The 17,245-nt window shown below is 67.4% G+C and carries 17 protein-coding genes; 7 read left to right on the forward strand and 10 right to left on the reverse strand.

Annotated features, from left to right (window positions below):
* Positions 1-4 precede the first annotated feature (4 nt).
* Both IBX18_RS04755 and IBX18_RS04760 read left to right on the forward strand, forming a co-directional pair.
* Positions 5-1,333 carry an ABC transporter substrate-binding protein gene (locus tag IBX18_RS04755; RefSeq protein ID WP_194832465.1) on the forward strand — a complete coding sequence of 443 codons (1,329 nt, stop codon included), beginning with the start codon at positions 5-7 and terminating at the stop codon, positions 1,331-1,333.
* 69 nt (positions 1,334-1,402) lie between these two features.
* Entirely contained in the window at positions 1,403-2,482 is a 1,080-nt protein-coding gene (locus tag IBX18_RS04760; protein ID WP_194832466.1) for an ABC transporter ATP-binding protein, read from the forward strand.
* A gap of 43 nt (positions 2,483-2,525) precedes the next feature.
* Here the strand turns inward: IBX18_RS04760 and IBX18_RS04765 are convergent, their stop codons facing one another.
* The 4 genes from IBX18_RS04765 to IBX18_RS04780 form a co-directional block, all read right to left on the reverse strand.
* Entirely contained in the window at positions 2,526-3,020 is a 495-nt protein-coding gene (locus IBX18_RS04765; RefSeq protein WP_194832467.1) for an SRPBCC family protein, read from the reverse strand.
* Between the two features lie 121 nt (positions 3,021-3,141).
* The gene (locus IBX18_RS04770) at positions 3,142-5,169 is read right to left on the reverse strand and encodes a M13-type metalloendopeptidase (protein WP_228540496.1); all 2,028 of its coding nucleotides are present in this window, start codon (positions 5,167-5,169) and stop codon (positions 3,142-3,144) included.
* Positions 5,170-5,250: 81 nt separating this feature from the next.
* Entirely contained in the window at positions 5,251-5,631 is a 381-nt protein-coding gene (locus IBX18_RS04775; RefSeq protein ID WP_194832469.1) for a DUF397 domain-containing protein, read from the reverse strand.
* A gap of 9 nt (positions 5,632-5,640) precedes the next feature.
* The gene (locus IBX18_RS04780) at positions 5,641-6,492 is read right to left on the reverse strand and encodes a helix-turn-helix transcriptional regulator (protein WP_135234146.1); all 852 of its coding nucleotides are present in this window, start codon (positions 6,490-6,492) and stop codon (positions 5,641-5,643) included.
* A 140-nt stretch (positions 6,493-6,632) separates the two neighbouring features.
* Here IBX18_RS04780 and IBX18_RS04785 point away from each other — a divergent pair, with 140 nt between their 5' ends.
* Positions 6,633-7,142 carry a hypothetical protein gene (locus tag IBX18_RS04785; RefSeq protein ID WP_194832470.1) on the forward strand — a complete coding sequence of 170 codons (510 nt, stop codon included), beginning with the start codon at positions 6,633-6,635 and terminating at the stop codon, positions 7,140-7,142.
* A gap of 3 nt (positions 7,143-7,145) precedes the next feature.
* Here the strand turns inward: IBX18_RS04785 and IBX18_RS04790 are convergent, their stop codons facing one another.
* Together IBX18_RS04790 and IBX18_RS04795 are read right to left on the reverse strand one after the other, a co-directional pair.
* Positions 7,146-7,640, reverse strand: coding sequence for a DUF4190 domain-containing protein (locus IBX18_RS04790; RefSeq protein ID WP_135234148.1), 495 nt, complete (start codon positions 7,638-7,640; stop codon positions 7,146-7,148).
* Positions 7,641-7,827: 187 nt separating this feature from the next.
* Positions 7,828-8,613 (reverse strand): pirin-like bicupin family protein, encoded by a 786-nt coding sequence (locus IBX18_RS04795; protein ID WP_194832748.1) that lies wholly within the window; start codon positions 8,611-8,613, stop codon positions 7,828-7,830.
* A gap of 325 nt (positions 8,614-8,938) precedes the next feature.
* Between IBX18_RS04795 and IBX18_RS04800 the strand changes: the two genes are divergently transcribed.
* Together IBX18_RS04800 and IBX18_RS04805 are read left to right on the forward strand one after the other, a co-directional pair.
* Positions 8,939-9,403 carry an NUDIX hydrolase gene (locus tag IBX18_RS04800; protein ID WP_107659871.1) on the forward strand — a complete coding sequence of 155 codons (465 nt, stop codon included), beginning with the start codon at positions 8,939-8,941 and terminating at the stop codon, positions 9,401-9,403.
* Between the two features lie 67 nt (positions 9,404-9,470).
* A complete protein-coding gene (locus IBX18_RS04805; protein ID WP_373889167.1) occupies positions 9,471-10,808 on the forward strand; it encodes an MFS transporter in 1,338 nt (445 codons plus the stop codon).
* Here the strand turns inward: IBX18_RS04805 and IBX18_RS04810 are convergent.
* Positions 10,801-11,418, reverse strand: a complete 618-nt coding sequence (locus tag IBX18_RS04810; RefSeq protein WP_194832471.1) for a hypothetical protein — start codon at positions 11,416-11,418, stop codon at positions 10,801-10,803. The genes IBX18_RS04805 and IBX18_RS04810 overlap by 8 nt on opposite strands.
* A 286-nt stretch (positions 11,419-11,704) precedes the next feature.
* Here IBX18_RS04810 and IBX18_RS04815 point away from each other — a divergent pair, with 286 nt between their 5' ends.
* Positions 11,705-13,180 (forward strand): DUF4185 domain-containing protein, encoded by a 1,476-nt coding sequence (locus IBX18_RS04815; protein ID WP_194832750.1) that lies wholly within the window; start codon positions 11,705-11,707, stop codon positions 13,178-13,180.
* On the opposite strand, the gene IBX18_RS04820 is transcribed toward IBX18_RS04815, so the two are convergent.
* Together IBX18_RS04820 and IBX18_RS04825 are read right to left on the reverse strand one after the other, a co-directional pair.
* The gene (locus IBX18_RS04820; protein WP_194832472.1) at positions 13,149-13,883 is read right to left on the reverse strand and encodes an allophanate hydrolase subunit 1; all 735 of its coding nucleotides are present in this window, start codon (positions 13,881-13,883) and stop codon (positions 13,149-13,151) included. The genes IBX18_RS04815 and IBX18_RS04820 overlap by 32 nt on opposite strands.
* Before the next feature lie 31 nt (positions 13,884-13,914).
* Positions 13,915-14,670, reverse strand: coding sequence for a LamB/YcsF family protein (locus tag IBX18_RS04825; RefSeq protein ID WP_194832473.1), 756 nt, complete (start codon positions 14,668-14,670; stop codon positions 13,915-13,917).
* A 167-nt stretch (positions 14,671-14,837) separates the two neighbouring features.
* On the opposite strand from IBX18_RS04825, the gene IBX18_RS04830 reads away from it, so the two are divergent.
* Positions 14,838-15,653, forward strand: coding sequence for a hypothetical protein (locus IBX18_RS04830; protein ID WP_194832474.1), 816 nt, complete (start codon positions 14,838-14,840; stop codon positions 15,651-15,653).
* On the opposite strand, the gene IBX18_RS04835 is transcribed toward IBX18_RS04830, so the two are convergent.
* The gene (locus IBX18_RS04835; protein ID WP_306796134.1) at positions 15,650-17,110 is read right to left on the reverse strand and encodes a CCA tRNA nucleotidyltransferase; all 1,461 of its coding nucleotides are present in this window, start codon (positions 17,108-17,110) and stop codon (positions 15,650-15,652) included. The genes IBX18_RS04830 and IBX18_RS04835 overlap by 4 nt on opposite strands.
* Positions 17,111-17,245 lie beyond the last annotated feature (135 nt).

Here is a 17,245-nt window from a genome sequence, read left to right on the forward strand (position 1 = left end):
TCACGTGTCCACTTCTCAGTTCCCCGCGCTGTCCCGGCGCGGATTCATCGGGCTGGCCGGCGCCGTCGCCGCGGGCGCCGCGCTCACCGCCTGCGCGGGCACCGGCGGTGGCGCCAAGCAGTCCGGCGACGCGAACACCATCAACTTCTGGTCCAACCACCCCGGCAGCTCGAAGGACCAGGAAACCGAGCTGATCAAGCGCTTCCACGAGAAGTTCCCCGACCTGAAGGTCAACCTGATCGACGCGGGCAAGAACTACGAGGAGGTGTCGCAGAAGTTCAACGCGGCCCTCTCCGGCGGCGAGCTGCCCGATGTCGTTGTGCTGTCCGATGTCTGGTGGTTCAACTACGCCCTCAACGGCTCCATCGAGCCGCTGGACGGACACTTCGCGCACGCAGGCGTCAAGCTGGACGACTATGTGGACTCGCTGGCCGCGGACTACCTGTTCAACGGCAAGCACTACGCGCTGCCGTACTCCCGCTCGACGCCGCTGTTCTATTACAACAAGGACGTCTGGGCGAAAGCCGGTCTGCCGGACCGTGGTCCGAACAGCTGGCCCGAGTTCGACGAGTGGGGCCCGAAGATTCAGGCGGTCGTCGGCGACGGCAAACTCGCGCACGGCTGGGGCAACGCCGAAAACTACCTGGCCTGGACCTTCCAGGGACCGAACTGGACCTTCGGCGGCGCCTACTCCGATGAATGGCAGCTGAAGTTCACCGACCCCGGCACCATCGCGGCGGGCCAGTTCCTGCGCGACATGATCCACACCAAGAAGTACGCGGGCATCAAGCCGCAGATCGCGGTCGATTTCGGCACCGGCGTCATCGCCTCCACCATCGCCTCCACTGGTGACCTCAAGGGCATCAAGCAGAACGCGGAAGGCAAGTTGCAGTTCGGCACCGCGTTCCTGCCGCACCCCAACGGGCCCGGCGTCACCACCGGCGGCGCCGGTCTGGCGATTCCGGCGCGCATCTCCGATGAGCGGAAGGTGAACGCGCTCAAGTTCATCGAGTTCATCACCAATCCGGCGAACACGGCGTACTTCTCGCAGACCACCGGGTACATGCCGGTGCGCAAGTCGGCGATCACCGACCCGAGCGAGCAGGACTTCCTCGCGAAGAACCCGAACGCCAAGGTCGCCATCGATCAGCTGCCGCTGACCAAGTCGCAGGACTACGCCCGGGTGTTCGTGCCGGGCGGCGACAAGATCATCGGCACCGGACTGGAGCAGATCGGCTTGCAGAACGCCGATCCAGCAACGGTTTTCGCCAATGTCACCCGCGAGCTGCAGGCCATCATCGACCGGCAGATCACGCCGAAGCTGCCCAAGTAATACCCGCACCTCGGTGGCGGTCACCCCGGGTGGCCGCCACCGTGAGCTCACACGAGGAGATCGACGCCCATGGCCACAGTGCAGTTCGACGGTGTGACGCACCTGTATCCCGGTGCGCCGACACCCGCCGTCGACAGCCTGGAGATCGACATCGCCGATGGGGAGTTCATCGTGCTCGTCGGCCCCTCGGGCTGCGGCAAGTCGACCAGCCTGCGCATGCTGGCCGGGCTGGAATCGGTGGAGGCGGGCCGAATCCTGATCGGCGGCAAGGACGTCACCGGGCTGCCGCCGCGCGCCCGGGATGTGGCGATGGTGTTCCAGAGCTACGCGCTGTACCCGAACATGACCGTCGCGCAGAACATGGGCTTCGCCTTGCGCAACGCGGGCATGAACAAGGCCGACACCCTGGTCCGGGTGCAGGAGGCGGCGAAGATGCTCGAACTCGAGCACCTGCTCGATCGCAAACCGGCGAAACTGTCCGGCGGACAACGGCAACGGGTCGCGATGGGCCGGGCGATCGTGCGCAGGCCGCAGGTGTTCTGCATGGACGAGCCGCTGTCCAACCTGGACGCGAAGCTGCGCGTCAGCACCCGGTCGCAGATCGCCGCGCTGCAGAAGCGGCTCGGCACCACCACGGTGTACGTCACGCACGATCAGGTCGAGGCGATGACCATGGGCGACCGGGTCGCGGTGCTGCTCGACGGCAAACTGCAGCAGATCGCCGCACCACGCGAGCTGTACGACAACCCGGTGAACACCTTCGTCGCGGGGTTCATCGGTTCCCCAGGCATGAACCTGCTGGAAGCACCGGTGCGCGACGGCGCGGCGATCCTCGACGAGCTGCGTATCCCGTTGCCGCGCACCGCGAAAACCGGCGGCCGGGTGGTGGTCGGCATCCGCCCGGAGTCGTGGGAGGTGACCACCGACGAGGAGGGCCTCACGGTCGCCGCCGAACTGCTCGAGGAGCTGGGCGCGGAGTCGTTCGTCTACAGCCACGGTATCGCCGCGGACTGGAACAGCCGCTCCGGCAAGGTGGTTGCCCGGGTGGACCGCCGGTTCCAGGTGGCGCTCGGCGATCAGTTGCGGCTGCGGGCCAAGCTGGACGATGTGTTCTTCTTCGACGCGGAAACCGAGGAACGCCTGCGCTGACGGCGCGCCCCGGCTCGCCGGGTGCGGCTGGTCCCGTTGAACCTCAGCCCTTTTCGGCCGCGGCCTTCAGCGCGCTCAGCCGCACCTCCTGCACTTTGCGTATCTTGTCGTTGCTGTAGAACAGCGGCAGCAGCAGCCCACCCATCGACTCGGCCACGGTCACCTTGGTCCGGGTGTCGTCCAGCGGCTCGAGCACATGCCGGTCGATCGCCTTGATCCACAACGACTTTCCGGACCAGGTCAGTTCGCGGTCCGCGGCGACGACGGCGAACGTGGAGCTCACCGCGCCGCTGCCGAGTTTCCACTGAAACGTCCCACCCGGGCGCACTTCGCTCAGCGATTTCAGTTCGAAGCCCGGATACCAACTCGGCCAATTCCGTACATCGGCGAGCACGGCCCACACCCGCGCCGCGGGCGCCTCGATCACGATCTCGTGCGAACTGTGGATCGGCGCGGCATCATCGATGCGGCCCTCGGCGGCGTACTCGCGGTGCAGCGTCGCCAGATCCGGCCCGCTGTAGAACATATCGCTCGCCATGAGCTCTCCCTTTGTCGACCGTATAAGCGGGAGCCCGCCGTCCTCCGGTGCACGGCCGACAGTACGGATCCATAGCCGAAAAGTCGCTGCTCTGGCGGCAATTAGACGCAGAATGGCGCGGCTACCAGATCTTGACGCGCTGCGCCGGATCCAGATAAAGGGCGTCGCCGGGGTGCACCTCGAAGGCTTCGTGGAAGCTGTCGATATTGCGGACGACCGCGTTGCAGCGGAATTCCGGCGGCGAGTGCGGGTCGACGGTGAGCCTGCGGATGGCCTCCTCGGGACGAGCCTTGGTGCGCCAGACCTGCGCCCAGCCGAAGAAGACGCGTTGCAGACCGGTGAGGCCGTCGATCTCCGGGGCCTCGGCGCCGTCCAGGGAGATCCGGTAGGCCTGCAGGGCGATGGACAGGCCGCCGAGGTCGCCGATGTTCTCACCGATGGTGAATTCACCGTTGACGGTGTGCTCGTCGGGCAGGTCCTTCGGCGAGAGCACGTTGTACTGGTCGATCAAAGCCTTGGTGCGCTTGCCGAATTCGGTGCGGTCGTCATCGGTCCACCAGTCGACCATGTTGCCGTCGCCGTCGTATTTGGCGCCCTGATCATCGAAACCATGACCGATCTCGTGGCCGATCACCGCGCCGATGCCGCCGTAATTGGCGGCGTCGTCGGCGTTCATGTCGAACATCGGCGGCTGCAGAATCGCGGCGGGGAAGACGATTTCGTTCATGCCCGGGTTGTAGTAGGCATTCACGGTCTGCGGGGTCATGAACCATTCGTCGTGATCGACCGGGCCGCCTAGCTTTCGCAGGTCGCGGTCGTGCGCGGCGGCATAACCGTTGCGGTAATTGCCGACCAGGTCAGCGGGGTCGATCAGCACGTCCGAATAGTCGCGCCACTTGTCCGGGTAGCCGATCTTCGGGGTGAATTTCTCCAGCTTGGCCAGCGCCGCCGCCCTGGTATCGGGCCCCATCCAGTCCAGCTCGGCGATATTGCGGCGGTAGGCCTCCTGCAGGTTGCCGACCAGTTCGATCATCTTGGCCTTGGCCTCGGGCGGGAAACGTTCGGCCACATACAGTTTGCCGACCGCCTCGCCGAGCAGGTCCTGCACCAGGGAGACCCCGCGCTTCCAGCGTTCCCGATTCTCCTGGGCGCCGGTGAGCGTGCGGCCGTAGAAACCGAAGTTCTCCTCGATCACGGCATCGGTGAGATACGGTGCGCGCGAACGGAGCAGGCGCCAGGCGGCCCAGGCCTGCCAGTCGGCCAGCGACTCCGCCGACCACACCTCGGCGAAGGTACGCAGGTAATCCGGCTGGCGCACAACGACTTCGGCGAACAACTCGGGACCGGGCCGGTCGACGTTCGCGGCGAGCGCCGAAGTCCATGCCGCCCAATCGAATGCGGGGTAGTCGGCGACCAGCGCGTCGAAGGTGGTCAGGTTGTAGCTGAGCTCGGCGTCGCGGCGGCGGACCACGTCCCAGTGCCCGGCGGCGAGCTTGCGCTCCAGCTCGAACACCCGCTGCCCGACCGTGTCCAGCTCCTGCGGCAGCAGCGCGGCGGTGCGGGGATCGGCGGCCGCCAGCGCGAACACGCGGCCGATATGCGCGATGTACTCCGTGCGGATCTCGGCGGATTCGTCCTGGCGGTAGTACGACTCGTCGGGCAGGCCGAGGCCGGACTGGGTGGCGTGCACGATATAGCGGGTGGAGTTCTTGTCGTCGGTGTCGACGTAGAAGCCGATCGCCCCGCCGACGCCGGTCCGCTGCAACGTGCCGAGCAGCGCAGCGAACGCGCTCCGGTCGGCGACCTCGTGGATGGCGCCGAGCTCCGCCGAGATCGGCGCGAGGCCGGCCGCGGCCACCGTCTCGGTGTCCATGAAGCTGGTGAACAGGTCGCCGATCTTGCGGGCATCGGTACCCGGCTCCGCCTGCTCGGCGGCCGCGTTCTGGATGATCACCTGGACGTCGCGCTCAGCCTGGTCGTACAGGGTGCGCAGAGCGCCGTCCACCGCGCGATCGGCCGGTATCTCGTAGTCGGCCAGCCATTTGCCGTTGACATGTGCGAACAGGTCGTCCTGCACCCGCACGCCCTGGTCGAGATAGGACAGATCGATACCGGAAGGACTGGTCAGCTCGGAAGTCACGATCTCCAGTATGCCGACCGTGCGCGATGTCGGCCCGTGCTGCGGACGACCGGGGATGACGGTCAGGTGTTCGGGGAGGTCGGTGGCCGTTCAGACGGCGAGTGCGGTGCGGTCGAACTCGCCGTCGCGCACGCCGAGCAGGAAGGCATCCCACTCTTGCGGGGTGTAGCGCAGCACGGTCGTGCTGTGCCGGAGCGTGGTGTGCCCGTCGGCGGCAGTGGACGCGGTCAGCGCACCGGGCGATCGGTGCGCCGTGCGGAGGGCCGCGAGGAATACGAACCATTCGTGCGCGGTGACGGTGATGATGGGCTCGTCGGCGGGGCGGTGGGCCGGATCGCGGCGGTACTTGCTGTCACGGATGAGCACCGCGTCACCGTCGAAGCGGACCTCGACACATTGATTGCCGTTGTTCGATCGAGTCGACCGGAACCAGTCAGTGAAAACCGACCGGGGAGTAACGGTGGGGGCCATGGCAGGATTTTACATCTGGGCATACGTCCTGATCAGGGTCGATGACTCGTCATGCGGCAGCGATTGTTCCTGTGCGCGCACGTAGGCGAAGCTCAGATCGCGGACCAGTTCCGGGTCGTCGACCGCCCCGCCGAAGACGGCGCTCTCCGCCCAGCCGAAGGTCGGCAGCTGCTCGCCGGCGAAGTCGATCAGATGGAAGCTCGACCCGCCGAGTACCGCACCCGCGGTGGCCGCGAACGGGATGACCCGCACCTCGACGGTGTCGAGTTCGTCGATCAGCTCGGCCAGGTGGATCAGCTGCCCGCGCAGCACGTCGGGTCCGCCGGTCTGTTGCAGCAGCGTGCCCTCGCCGATCACCGCGGTCAGCTCGACCGGTTCGCTGCCGCGCAGTCGCTCCTGTCTGCGCATCCGGATGGCGACCAGCTGCTCGACCTGGACCGGCCGGATCATCACATCGGCACTGATCAGCGCCCTGGCGTAGGCCTCGGTCTGCAACAATCCCGGCACCACCAGGCTGTCGTAGCTGCGGATGCTCTGCGCGCCGTATTCCATGCCGTACAAGCGCTGTAACTCGGGGCCGATCAGCGCGGACGACTTGGTCCACCAACCGCGCTGCTTACTGGCGTCCAGCAGGGCGAGCAGCTCCGCGCGCTCCTCGGCCTCCACCTCGAGCAGCTCGAGCACCGGGCCGATGGTGTTGGTGGTGAGCACGCGGCGGCCCTTTTCCACGTGCGACCAGTTGGCCGGGGTGAAGCCGACCAGCTTGGCGAAGCCCGCGGAGTCGAAGCCGCGCTGTTCGCGCAGCTCCCGCAGCCGCAGCACCAGTTCCCAACGGGCAACGGCGGGCGAGACGGGTGCCATGACAGGCGATCGTACCGCCGCACGACCCGGGCAACGGCGTGTGACTATTGTCAACCCACTTGCGCAGCATTAGGGTCTGGGCTCAGCGGTCGATTCTCACCCAGTTCACGCGATCCACCCGCATCGAGGCGAGGTTCGTCATGAGTTTGTCCCGCATTGAAGCAGGCAGTTATCCGGCGTCCTCCGACTACGCGACGATGCAGGACGCCATCGCCCGCTGTCGCAGCTACCGCAAGGACCACGGCCTCTACGGCGTCGTCGACCCCGCGCTCGGCCGAATCATGTTGGAAGTAGGCGCGGTTGGTGCGGTGGTCATGCCCGCCGCACTGGGCCGCCGGGTGCGGGCCCGCCTGACCGCGAGCACCCCTGAGGACCGGCCCGGCCCGATCATCGCGCATCCGCGCTCGGACCGGTGGACCTTCCTGACCGGCCCGACCGACAACTCGTATCTGGACACCGAACTGTTCGCCGACCTGTTCCGGGTCTGCGCCGCGGTCGCGCTGCCCGGCAGCCACATCGTGCTGCCCTCGCCCACCGACGAGGGCACCGGCTACCGCAAATGGATCGCCGAGCCGGAGCGCGACTTTCGCCGCGAGCTCGGCGACGTCCTGGCCGCGACCCGGGCCTGCGCGGCGATCAGCGGCGGGTAAGCGTCAGCGCGGCGTGGGGACGGGCGGCGGGGTCAGCGTGACGCTGAACTTGTCCTCGAGCCGCTGGTTCCATTCGCTCTCGCACGCGTCGATCTTGGACTGGTCGCCGCCCGCCTTGTTCACGCAGTCGACGAAGTCCTTGCCGCCGCTGTTGACGAAGAAGCTGTAGCCGACGACGGTGACCACGATGGCGCCGATCAAGCCGAGCGCACCCAGGACCAGACCGGTGATCGCCATCCCCGTGCCGCCCGCCCGACCCGACCGCGTCTTCACCAGAGCGACCACACCGAAGATGACGGCGAAGGCGCCGAACAGGTAGCCGCCCACCAGCGTCCAGAAGCTGAGCAACGCGAGGATGCCGAGCACCAGCGCGGTGATCGCCAGGCCCTTACCCTTCGGCGACTCCTGCCAGTACGCGGGCTGCCCGGGTTGCTGGCCGGGTGGCGGCGGGTACCCGGGAGGCGGGGGGTACTGGCCGGGAGGCGGGTATTGCGACATGGATTTCCTCTCCGTCGGTGCCTCGCGCCGCTCGGTCCGGACCAGGTGTCCGGTGGGTACGCGAGGATCGCCTACTGATCGCATGCGCTACGAGCGGATGTTAATGCGAGGTATGCCCATTTTGTCGCAGCCCGACGGAGTCCGCTCCGTAGGCGCGCGGGTCACCACGCCGAATTCGGCGACCGGTCTACTGGGCGCCCAACCGCGCGTGCATCTCCCACACCAGGATCTCCGACGGCCGGTGCGCGATCACCCGTTGGCCACCGCTCCTGGTCAGCCGGACCGCGTCGCCCTCGTCCAGGGTGCCGACGCCCTCCATCTCCACCTCGCCGCGAGCGACGAAGACGTGCAGGTAGGGGGCGTCCGGCAGATCGATGGCGAGGTCCGGCTCGCCGGTCATCCTGGCCACGTGGAACGCCGCGTGGCTGCTGTTGATGGCGATGGCGGTGCGATCGCGATAGCGCGGCAGGCCGGCCGCCACGGTGACCAGGCCACCCGCCGCCAGCGCGGCATCGATCTCGAGCTGCTGATAGCCGGGCGTCAGGCCGGGCTCGTCGGGAACCACCCACATCTGCACGAAATGCACCGGTTGATCGTGCTCGGCGCCGTCGATGCGCCACGCGTCGTTCTTCTCCGAGTGCAGGATGCCGGTGCCCGCGCTCATCCGCTGGGCCAAACCCGGATAGATGATGCCGCTGTGGCCGAGCGAGTCCTGATGCACCAGGCTGCCGCCGAGCACCCAGGTCACGATCTCCATGTCCCGGTGCGGATGCGTGTCGAAACCCTGCCCGGGGGACACCACATCCTCGTTGTTGACGAGCAGCAGGCCGTGGTGGGTGTTCTCGGGATCGTAGTGCTCCCCGAATGAGAACGAATGCTTCGAATCCAGCCAGGAAACCCGTGTCTTCATGCGGTCGCCTGCTCTGTGGACGTCGATGTGTGGTGTCATGAGCGAACGAAGTGAGGGAATCATGTCGCAGTGTGCGGCGCGCACGCCGAAGCCGAGCGCCAGCGAGGCGCAGGCGTGAGTGTGGACATCATGGTCCTCCTCTCGGGACCGTGCACCGATCACCTTTCAGGGTAGGAGCACATCCGTGGCGGTACTCCACATTCCTAGTAAATTGTCCTGCACTCGGCATTTTACGCGAGCGACCAGCGGGTGAACGTCAGGCGAGCAGAACCGACCGGTCCGCCGAACCGGTAGGTGACCTCGCCGATGGGCCGGACATCGGCCGGTGCCACACTCATGCGTGATTCGTAACACGATGCGCCGCAACGCAACCGGAGGTGACGACGAGATGCGACCCGAGACGCTCACGCGCATCGAGCGACAACTTCGCAGCGAGGCCCGCCGCGACGGCATCGCCCATTTCGTCGTCGGCGTCGCGGTGTTCCGTGACCGCAAACTTCTGGTGGTGCGCCGGGTCCCGGACGACTATCACGGCGGCATGTACGAACTACCTGGCGGCGGAGTCGAATCCGGCGAAACGTTCGCCGAATGCGTGGCTCGTGAGCTGTTCGAGGAAACCGGCCTGCGGGTGCGCCGCATCACCGACTTCCTCGGCGGCATCGACTACGCCACCCGGACCAAGGCCAGGGTGCGCAAGTACAGCTTCGTGGTGGACGTCGAGCCGGGCGAGGTGGCCCTGGAACCCGGTGAACACGACGCGTTCGCCTGGATCGACGCCGACGCCCTCGACCGGCTGCCGATGGCACCGGACATGCGGGAGGCGGTCAGCGCGCTGGTCGCCGACTCGCACTGATTCGGCGTGATCACCCCGAAACCAGTAGCCTCACCGCGTGTCCACCACTGGTCGCTCGGAGAGCTCCATTAATTCGGACGAGCGGCCGCAGCCGCTGTGGACCGCGCTGCGGGAAAGCCCAGGGGTGTTGCGCCTGGCCCTCGTGCGATTCACGGGTCAGTTCGGCGACGGCATGTTCCAGGCGGCGCTGTCGGGGGCGATTCTGTTCAATCCCGAGCGGCAGACCGATCCGCTGGCCATCGCCGCCGGTTTCGCGGTGCTGTTGTTGCCGTACTCGCTGATCGGGCCGTATGCGGGGGCGCTGCTGGATCGGTGGGATCGGCGCGCCGTGCTGCTGGTGGCGAATGTGGCGCGGGCGGCGTTGATCGCGCTGGTGTGCGTTGGGTTGCTGGCGGGCGTCGGGGAGACGCCGCTGCTGTTGCTGGCGTTGGCGGTGGTGGGGATCAGCCGGTTCGTATTGTCCGGGGTGTCGGCGGCGTTGCCGAGGGTGCTCGACCAGCACTGGCTGGTCCCGATGAATTCGGTGCTCGCCACGGTGGCCTCGGGCTGTGCCGGGGTCGGGGCAGCCACCTCGGTGGCGGTGATCGGGCTGATCGGCGCCGGCGACTTCGCCTCGGCGATGGCGGTCGCGGTGAGCAGTGTCGGGCCGGTGGTCAGCGCGCTGCTGGCGGCCGGGTTCGCGCCTCGGGTACTCGGGCCGGATGCGGACACGGCGGAGAGCGGGAGCACGGTGCACGCCATCGCCACCGGATTGCGCACCGGTGCGACGGCGGTGTGGGAGTCGGTGCAGGTGACCACCGCGATGCTGGGTATCGGCACGCACCGGATCGTGTTCGGCATCAATACCCTGATCATGGTGCTCGTGCTACGGCAGGCGCCTGCCGAAGGTTCGGCGTTGGACAGCGGGCTGCTCGGGTTCGGCGTGGCCATCGCCGCGATCGCCGCGGGCATGCTGGTGGCGGCCGTCGTTGCGCCGCTGTTGATTCCGCGACTCGGACGGTCGAAGACGGTGGTGGCCGGGCTGGTGACGGCGACGATGGTGCAGCTGACACTCGTCACCCCGATCGCACTCGCCGAGGCGGGCTCGGCGGTGCCGCGCGCACATCAGCTGTTGCTGGTCGGGGCGTTCCTGCTCGGGCTGGCGGGGCAGACGATCAAACTGACCGGGGACGCGGTCATGCAGATTGATATCGACGATGCGCGCCGTGGGCAGGTATTCGCGTTGCAGGACACGGTGTTCAATATCGCGTTCATCGTGGCGATTGCCGCTGCGGCACTGGTTGTTCCGGACGACGGGCGGTCGTTGCCGGTGATTCTGACGGGTGCCGGAATCTATTGCGCGGGTATTGCCGCCATCGCCATCAATGCGCGGCGGCGGCCGAAGAATATTGGTGAAGTCAAGTAATGGTCGGATCGTCGTCGAGGTGGCGGCCGGTGGGATTCATTCGCTGGACGAAGTAGTCGGGTAGGTCGACCGGATTGTCTTGCGGCGGTAGGTCGTCTGCCGTCGTTGCAGGCTGATCGATTCCCGGTAGCTCGTCCGTCGTTGTGGCTGGGCGATCCTCGTCCATCGTCGCGGCGGGCTGATCGGTTCGCGGTAGCTGTTCGTCGGCGAAGCCCGGCGGCTCGGATAGCCGATCCGGCTGTCTAGCACCGGTGTCGGTCGGGACGGCATGCTGCTTGGCATCGACATGATCGGTGCGCACGATCCAGTCCAGCGGTTCGCTGACAGCGTCGGCCGTGCTGCCGGTGATGTGGTGATTCCAGGTGCCGAGGCCGGCCGGGTCGGTATAGAAGTGGTCGAGGACGCCGTCGTCGTCCAGATCGAGGGCCGCCACGTCGGCGATGCCGGATCCGGCGGTGTCCCACAGGGCGTCGTCGGCGAGACCGTCACCGTCGAAGTCCAATTGCACCGCGTCGGCCGTGCCCGAGCGGGCCAGTTCCAGATCGGCTTCGCTGGACCAGACGTGTACCGGGCCGTCGCCCGTGCCGAACACGTACTCGATCTCGTTCATATCTGTTTGGACGCGCGCGACCGACATTCGGTTCCCTATTTCGCGCAGATGATTCCGGTAGGTTTTCTTTCGCTTCGGCCCGATTCGACAGGAGTCAGCCAGACATGGGATTTCCGGCGCAGAATCTCGAGGATCCGCGAAACCTGCTAGACGGGTGCGGAACCCGGCTGTCTCCACATACCCCGATCGCCGAATAGCAGGCCCGGCGACCGTGACGAATCAATTCGGCGGCAAATCCGCGAGTGCGCCCACCCTCTTCGGCATTGTCCTCGGCGGGTTGCTGACCATGCCCGGACCGATCGCGCACGCGACGCCGTTTCCGTGGGAGCCGCCACCGGTGAACAGTTGCGGTGAGGTCGGTTTCGATCCACGCAAACTCGATCTCGAGCCCGCCCTGCCGGACCGGATCGTCATTCCGGTGCCGGTCCCGCAACTCACCCCGGTCACAGTGCCCGGGCCGGCCCAGGACAACACAAGGATCGACGCCGGTCCGCTGCCCGCCGATCCATGCCAGAACCCGTGCCCCGAAATACGCGACATCTCGAAACCGCCTGAGGTGGATCCTGATCCGAGCCCGGTCCCGGACACCGGCGCCCGCCCGAACGCGGCCGGCGACCCGATCAGGGTGCCGCGCATCGAGATCGAACCCGAGATCGAACCCATCCCGATACCGGTGCCCGGCGGCACCGGCGACGCACCGCAGCCCGCGCCGGCGCCGGTGGTGCACCCCGCCGAGCCCGGCCCGCTCGCCCCGGCGGTGGCCGAGCCGCGCGTCGCATCGGTGGAGCTGACGGGTCAGATGACCGGGCACGGCTCGCCGAACCGCACCGATCTGCGCTGGCAGGTGGACGGCACCGATCTCGGCGTGATGTGGGAGACCAAGCCGGGTGAGGTCGCCGTCGCGTTCGGCGACACCTTCGGCGAAGGCTGGCAGGTCGGCGGCGCGGGGGAGGACCACCAGGACTGGCGCAGCAACGTCCTGGGTTACAGCACCGATCGCGAACTGTCCGACGGCCTTTCGCTGGACAGCATGGTGCAGGACAGCCACTGCCACGCCGCCGAGATCCTGAGCAGCCGCAAACTCAAGAACTGGGAGACCACCACCATTCCGACCTCCGGATTCGCCCTCGACGGAAGGCAGTACCTGAGCTACATGTCGGTGAATCGGTGGAGTCGCATCCCCGGCATGTGGGCGAACAATTACGGCGGCCTGGCCTACTCCGACGACAACGGCCGCACCTGGACCAAGGATCAGCACGCCAAGTGGGACAACGTCTTCGGTGTCGGCCGCTTCCAGGTCGCGGCGATGGTGCCGCACGGTGACCATGTCTACATGTTCGGCACGCCCAATGGCCGCCTCGGGGTGGTCGGGCTGGCCCGGGTGCCGAAAGCCGAGGTGCTCAACAAGTCGGCCTACCAATACTGGGTGAACGGCAGCTGGGCGCCCGCGGCGGAAAACCAGGCCACCCCACTGTTTCTCGGCCTGGCCAGCGAGTTGTCGGTGCGCTACGACCGGGACAACGCGCAGTGGCAGATGGTGTATCTCGACTCCGGCCGCAATGCGATCGTGCTGCGCAATGCCGCCGAACCGCAGGGCAGCTGGACCGAGCCGGTGCAGCTCGTCTCCACCGCTGACTATCCGAAGTCGTACGGCGGCTTCATACATCCCTGGTCGACCGGCACGGACGTATATTTCACCCTGTCGTCCTGGGACAGCTACAACGTGTATCTCATGCACGCCCAGCTGGATTCGCCGAACTGAGCTCGGCCGAGCCCTGCTGCTCGACGAACCGGACGAAGCCACCCGCGTGGATCAGCGAGGGCGTCTCGCGGTCCACATCCCACATGCGCAGGTCGGTGGTGCCGATGAGGTGCCAGCCGCCGGGCGTGCTGCGCGGATACACCGCCGTGTACCCACCGGCCAGCGCGACCGCGCCGGCCGGGATGGTGGTGCGGGCCTGCGGGCGCCGCGGCACTGTCAGCCGGCCGTCGGGTGACTCCAGATAGCCGAAGCCCGGGGCGAATCCGACGAACGCGCACTGCCAGACCGTCCCGGTATGCGCGGCGACCACCTCGGCTTCGCCGATCCCGAGCAGCCGCGCGACCTCGGCGAGATCGGCGCCGTCGTAGCGCACCGGGATGACCAGTGGGTGGTCCGGAGAATCGTTGTCCGACAGTGTTCCACGGGAAACAATGTCCGAATCCTGCTCTGCCGCAGGCTGTCGCAACGCGCGCAGCAACACAGTGAGCTGCTGACGGACGGAGTCGGCGTACTCCGGCGAAAGCAGCGTCACCAGAACGGTTTCCGCGGCGGGCAGGACGTCGCAGACCCCATCCAGCGGGCGGGCACGTAGGGCCGCAGCGAGTTTCACCACGTCGTCGTGCCGGGACGGGGTGATGAGTAGCGCGCAATCACCGGCCGCCCGGATCAGCCGATCCGGGTCGACCTCGTCCGGGTCCGTCATCGCACCGCGCCCGGCGTTCGGAAAGTCATGCTCAGACGAACGGTTCGACCGGCACCCCGACCTCGTCCAGGGCGGTGCGGATGAGCCGGGCCATCTCGACCGCGGCAGGCGTATCACCGTGCACGCAGAGGCTGGCCGCCTGCACCGCGACCTCACCGGACCCGTCGACCGTGCGCGCGGAACCCGACATGGCGATCGAAACCGCCTGCGCGACCGCGGCATCGGTGTCCAGCACGGCCCCGGGCAGGCCACGCTTGGCGAGCGTGCCGGTCGGCGTGTACGCGCGATCGGCGAAGCCCTCACCGACGAAGCGCACCTTCGCCGCCTCGGCCGCATGCGCCAACTCGCTGCCTGCCGGGCCGAGCAGTGCGAGCTCCGGGTCGTAGTCGAGCATCGCGGCCAGCACCGCGTCCGCGAACCGCCGCTCGCGGGAGGCCGAATGGTAGAGCGCACCATGGGGTTTCACGTACCGCACCCGATCGCCCGCGGCCTCGGCGAACGCGCCGAGACTGCCGATCTGATACAGCACCTCGTCGCGCAGCTCGGCGGGGTCCATGGTGATCTCCCGGCGGCCGAATCCGGCCAGGTCACGGTAGCCGACGTGGGCGCCGATCCGGACCCCCTTCTCGACGGCCAGCGCGCAGGTCCGGCGCATGATCGAGGGGTCACCCGCGTGGAACCCGCAGGCGATGTTGGCGCTGGTGACGATGTCCAACATCGCCGCGTCGTCGCCCATCTGCCACGGACCGAAGCCCTCGCCGAGATCACTGTTCAGATCCAGCGGCATATGCACCCTTTCCGTGGCGGTGTGTTGTAGACAGCACTTCGATTCTCGTCGGCGCGGTGTTCCACAAGCAAGAACGCCTGTTCAGCGGGCGCTGCTCCCGGGCGGGCGCGACCTGGGTCACAGCACGATGGTCGAGTCCGGCGTCGGCCAGTACGCTCGGATCAATCATGGCCACGTATTTCGATCCGAAGTCCTGGTCGCCGTTGCGGGCCGTCGATCTCGGCAAGCGCCTGTTCGAGCAGTCCTGGCTGGAGCAATGGATCGCCGTCACCACCTCCTGGGTGGATGCGGGCGCCGACCTCGGCGCTGGCACCGTGACGGCGCTGATGCCGGATGCCCTGATGACCGTGCTCAGCGAGGGCATCCTCAGCCGATTCGGTGGGCAGGAGGTCAGCGCGACCCTGCTCGGACACGATCTGCACGCCACCCTGCAGGTGCTGAAGGTCCGCAGGCGCGGCGCGCACTTCCAGACCAAGACGGTGCTGTCCCGGCTGCGCTGGGACGATCATGCGATCGAGGCCGTGACGGTGATCGCGCACGGCGTCCGCCTGGTTCCCGGCGTGCCGACCAGGGTGCGGGCCGCGCAACTCGACCTCGACGGCACGGTCACCACGGCGGCGCTGGTCGGCTGGATCAACAGCCAGCCGCTGGACTGGGTCCTCGACGTCGACCCCGGCGGCCTGATCCGCGCGAAACACCGGCACCGGCGGCTGACCGCACTGGTGGACGCCTCGGTGACCGACAACCGGGTGACCGTGGAACTCCATCGAGCCAGCTGGCTGGGCCTGCGGATACCGCGCCGGATGATCGGCACACCCGCATTGCTGCTGGAAGAACTACCGAATCAAGCGCGCATCGTGCACGCCACCCGCGACGGCGACCTGGTGCGTTTCCGGATCGAGCTGCCCGAGATCACCGGGTCCTTCGATCTGGCGCAGATCCGGTCCGCCATCGTCGCCGGAACCACGCTGATCATCTTCTAGGCCTGGGCTTTCCACCACTCCTTCAAGGCCGCCTCCGCCTCGTCGCGGGTCATCGGACCGCGATCGAGCCGCAGCTCCTTCAGGAATCGCCACGCCTTACCGACCTCGGGACCCGGTGGCAGGCCGAGCAATTCCATGATCGAGTTGCCGTCCAGATCGGGGCGGACCTTCGCCAGATCCTCCTGCTCGCGCAACTTCGCGATCCGTGACTCCAGCTCGTCATAAGTACTGCGCAACGCCGCGGCCCTGCGCTTGTTACGGGTGGTGCAGTCGGCGCGGACCAGTTTGTGCAGACGGGGGAGCAGGTCGTCGGCGTCGGTCACGTAGCGGCGCACCGCGGAATCGGTCCACTGCCCCTTGCCGTAGCCATGGAAACGCAAGTGCAGGAACACCAGCCGGGCCACGTCCTCGGTGAACTGCTTCGGATACTTCAGCGCCCGCATCCGCTTGCGCACCATCTTCGCGCCCACCACCTCGTGGTGGTGGAAGCTGACGCCGCCACCCGGCTCGTTGCGCTTGGTGTCCGGCTTGCCGATGTCGTGCAGCAGCGCCGCCCAGCGCAACACCAGGTCGGGGTCGCCGTCCTCCAGATCGATGGCCTGCTGGAGCACCGTGAGCGAGTGCCAGTAGACGTCCTTGTGCTGGTGGTGCTCGTCGATCTCCAGCTTCATCGCGGGCACCTCCGGTAGCACCCGCTGGGCCAGGCCGGTCTCGCACATGATGTTGATGCCGTCGATCGGGTGCAGGCCGCCGATCAGCTTGTCCAGCTCTACCCGGACCCGTTCCGCGGTGATCCGGTCGATCTGCTCGGCCATCGCGGTGATCGCCGTGTGCACCCGCGGCTGCAGCTCGAAGCCGAGTTGGGCGACGAACCTGGCCGCGCGCAACATGCGCAGCGGGTCGTCGTTGAACGAATCCTCGGGCGCCGCAGGCGTATCCAGCACGCCGGCGAGCAGCGCGTCCATGCCGCCCAGTGGGTCGACGAAGTCGAGCGAGCCGTCCGCGCCGATCCGCACCGCCATCGCGTTCACGGTGAAGTCGCGGCGCACCAGGTCGTCGTCGAGATTGTCGCCGAAGGTGACCTCGGGATTGCGCGAAACGCGGTCGTAGTTGTCACTGCGGAAGGTGGTGATCTCCAGCTGCTGGCCACCCTTCGACCCGCTCACCGTGCCGAACGCCAAACCACCGGTGTCCCACAGATGGTCGGCCCAGCCGCGCAGCATCTCCTGCACCTGCTCCGGCCGCGCGTCGGTGGTGAAGTCCAGATCCGTGCCGAGCCGCCCGAGCACCGCGTCGCGGACACTGCCGCCGACCAGATACAACTCGTGCCCCCGCGCCGCGAACATCTCGCCGAGCGGTTCCAGCACATCGGACAGCCTGCCCAACGTCACCGCCGCCGCAGCCAGCAATCGGGTACGTCTATCCAGCTCTGCGTCCTCGGACTCGGTCGAAACCACGAATCAGCAGCTTACCGAGTGTCATTTGCCGCGCCTGCGGCGCTGCTGGTTCGCGGCCGGATATAGCAGCATCGGGCACCGATTCGATGGAGGGTGGTGGTCCGGGCGACGGGCGGGCGAGTTCAGCGCCGTGAC

This window comes from Nocardia sp. XZ_19_369 (assembly GCF_015355715.1).
Classification (GTDB): Bacteria; Actinomycetota; Actinomycetes; order Mycobacteriales; family Mycobacteriaceae; genus Nocardia.

Bases quoted from the DNA above. Each gene is read 5' to 3' on its own strand.
- IBX18_RS04785 (WP_194832470.1), top strand. From the start codon at position 6,633: ATGAGTTTGTCCCGCATTGAAGCAGGCAGTTATCCGGCGTCCTCCGAC.
- IBX18_RS04760 (WP_194832466.1), top strand. From the start codon at position 1,403: ATGGCCACAGTGCAGTTCGACGGTGTGACGCACCTGTATCCCGGTGCG.
- IBX18_RS04800 (WP_107659871.1), top strand. From the start codon at position 8,939: ATGCGACCCGAGACGCTCACGCGCATCGAGCGACAACTTCGCAGCGAG.
- IBX18_RS04830 (WP_194832474.1), top strand. From the start codon at position 14,838: ATGGCCACGTATTTCGATCCGAAGTCCTGGTCGCCGTTGCGGGCCGTC.
- IBX18_RS04810 (WP_194832471.1), bottom strand. From the start codon at position 11,418: ATGAACGAGATCGAGTACGTGTTCGGCACGGGCGACGGCCCGGTACAC.
- IBX18_RS04765 (WP_194832467.1), bottom strand. From the start codon at position 3,020: ATGGCGAGCGATATGTTCTACAGCGGGCCGGATCTGGCGACGCTGCAC.
- IBX18_RS04825 (WP_194832473.1), bottom strand. From the start codon at position 14,670: ATGCCGCTGGATCTGAACAGTGATCTCGGCGAGGGCTTCGGTCCGTGG.
- IBX18_RS04815 (WP_194832750.1), top strand. From the start codon at position 11,705: ATGCCCGGACCGATCGCGCACGCGACGCCGTTTCCGTGGGAGCCGCCA.
- IBX18_RS04780 (WP_135234146.1), bottom strand. From the start codon at position 6,492: ATGGCACCCGTCTCGCCCGCCGTTGCCCGTTGGGAACTGGTGCTGCGG.
- IBX18_RS04795 (WP_194832748.1), bottom strand. From the start codon at position 8,613: ATGATTCCCTCACTTCGTTCGCTCATGACACCACACATCGACGTCCAC.
- IBX18_RS04775 (WP_194832469.1), bottom strand. From the start codon at position 5,631: ATGGCCCCCACCGTTACTCCCCGGTCGGTTTTCACTGACTGGTTCCGG.
- IBX18_RS04790 (WP_135234148.1), bottom strand. From the start codon at position 7,640: ATGTCGCAATACCCGCCTCCCGGCCAGTACCCCCCGCCTCCCGGGTAC.
- IBX18_RS04820 (WP_194832472.1), bottom strand. From the start codon at position 13,883: ATGACGGACCCGGACGAGGTCGACCCGGATCGGCTGATCCGGGCGGCC.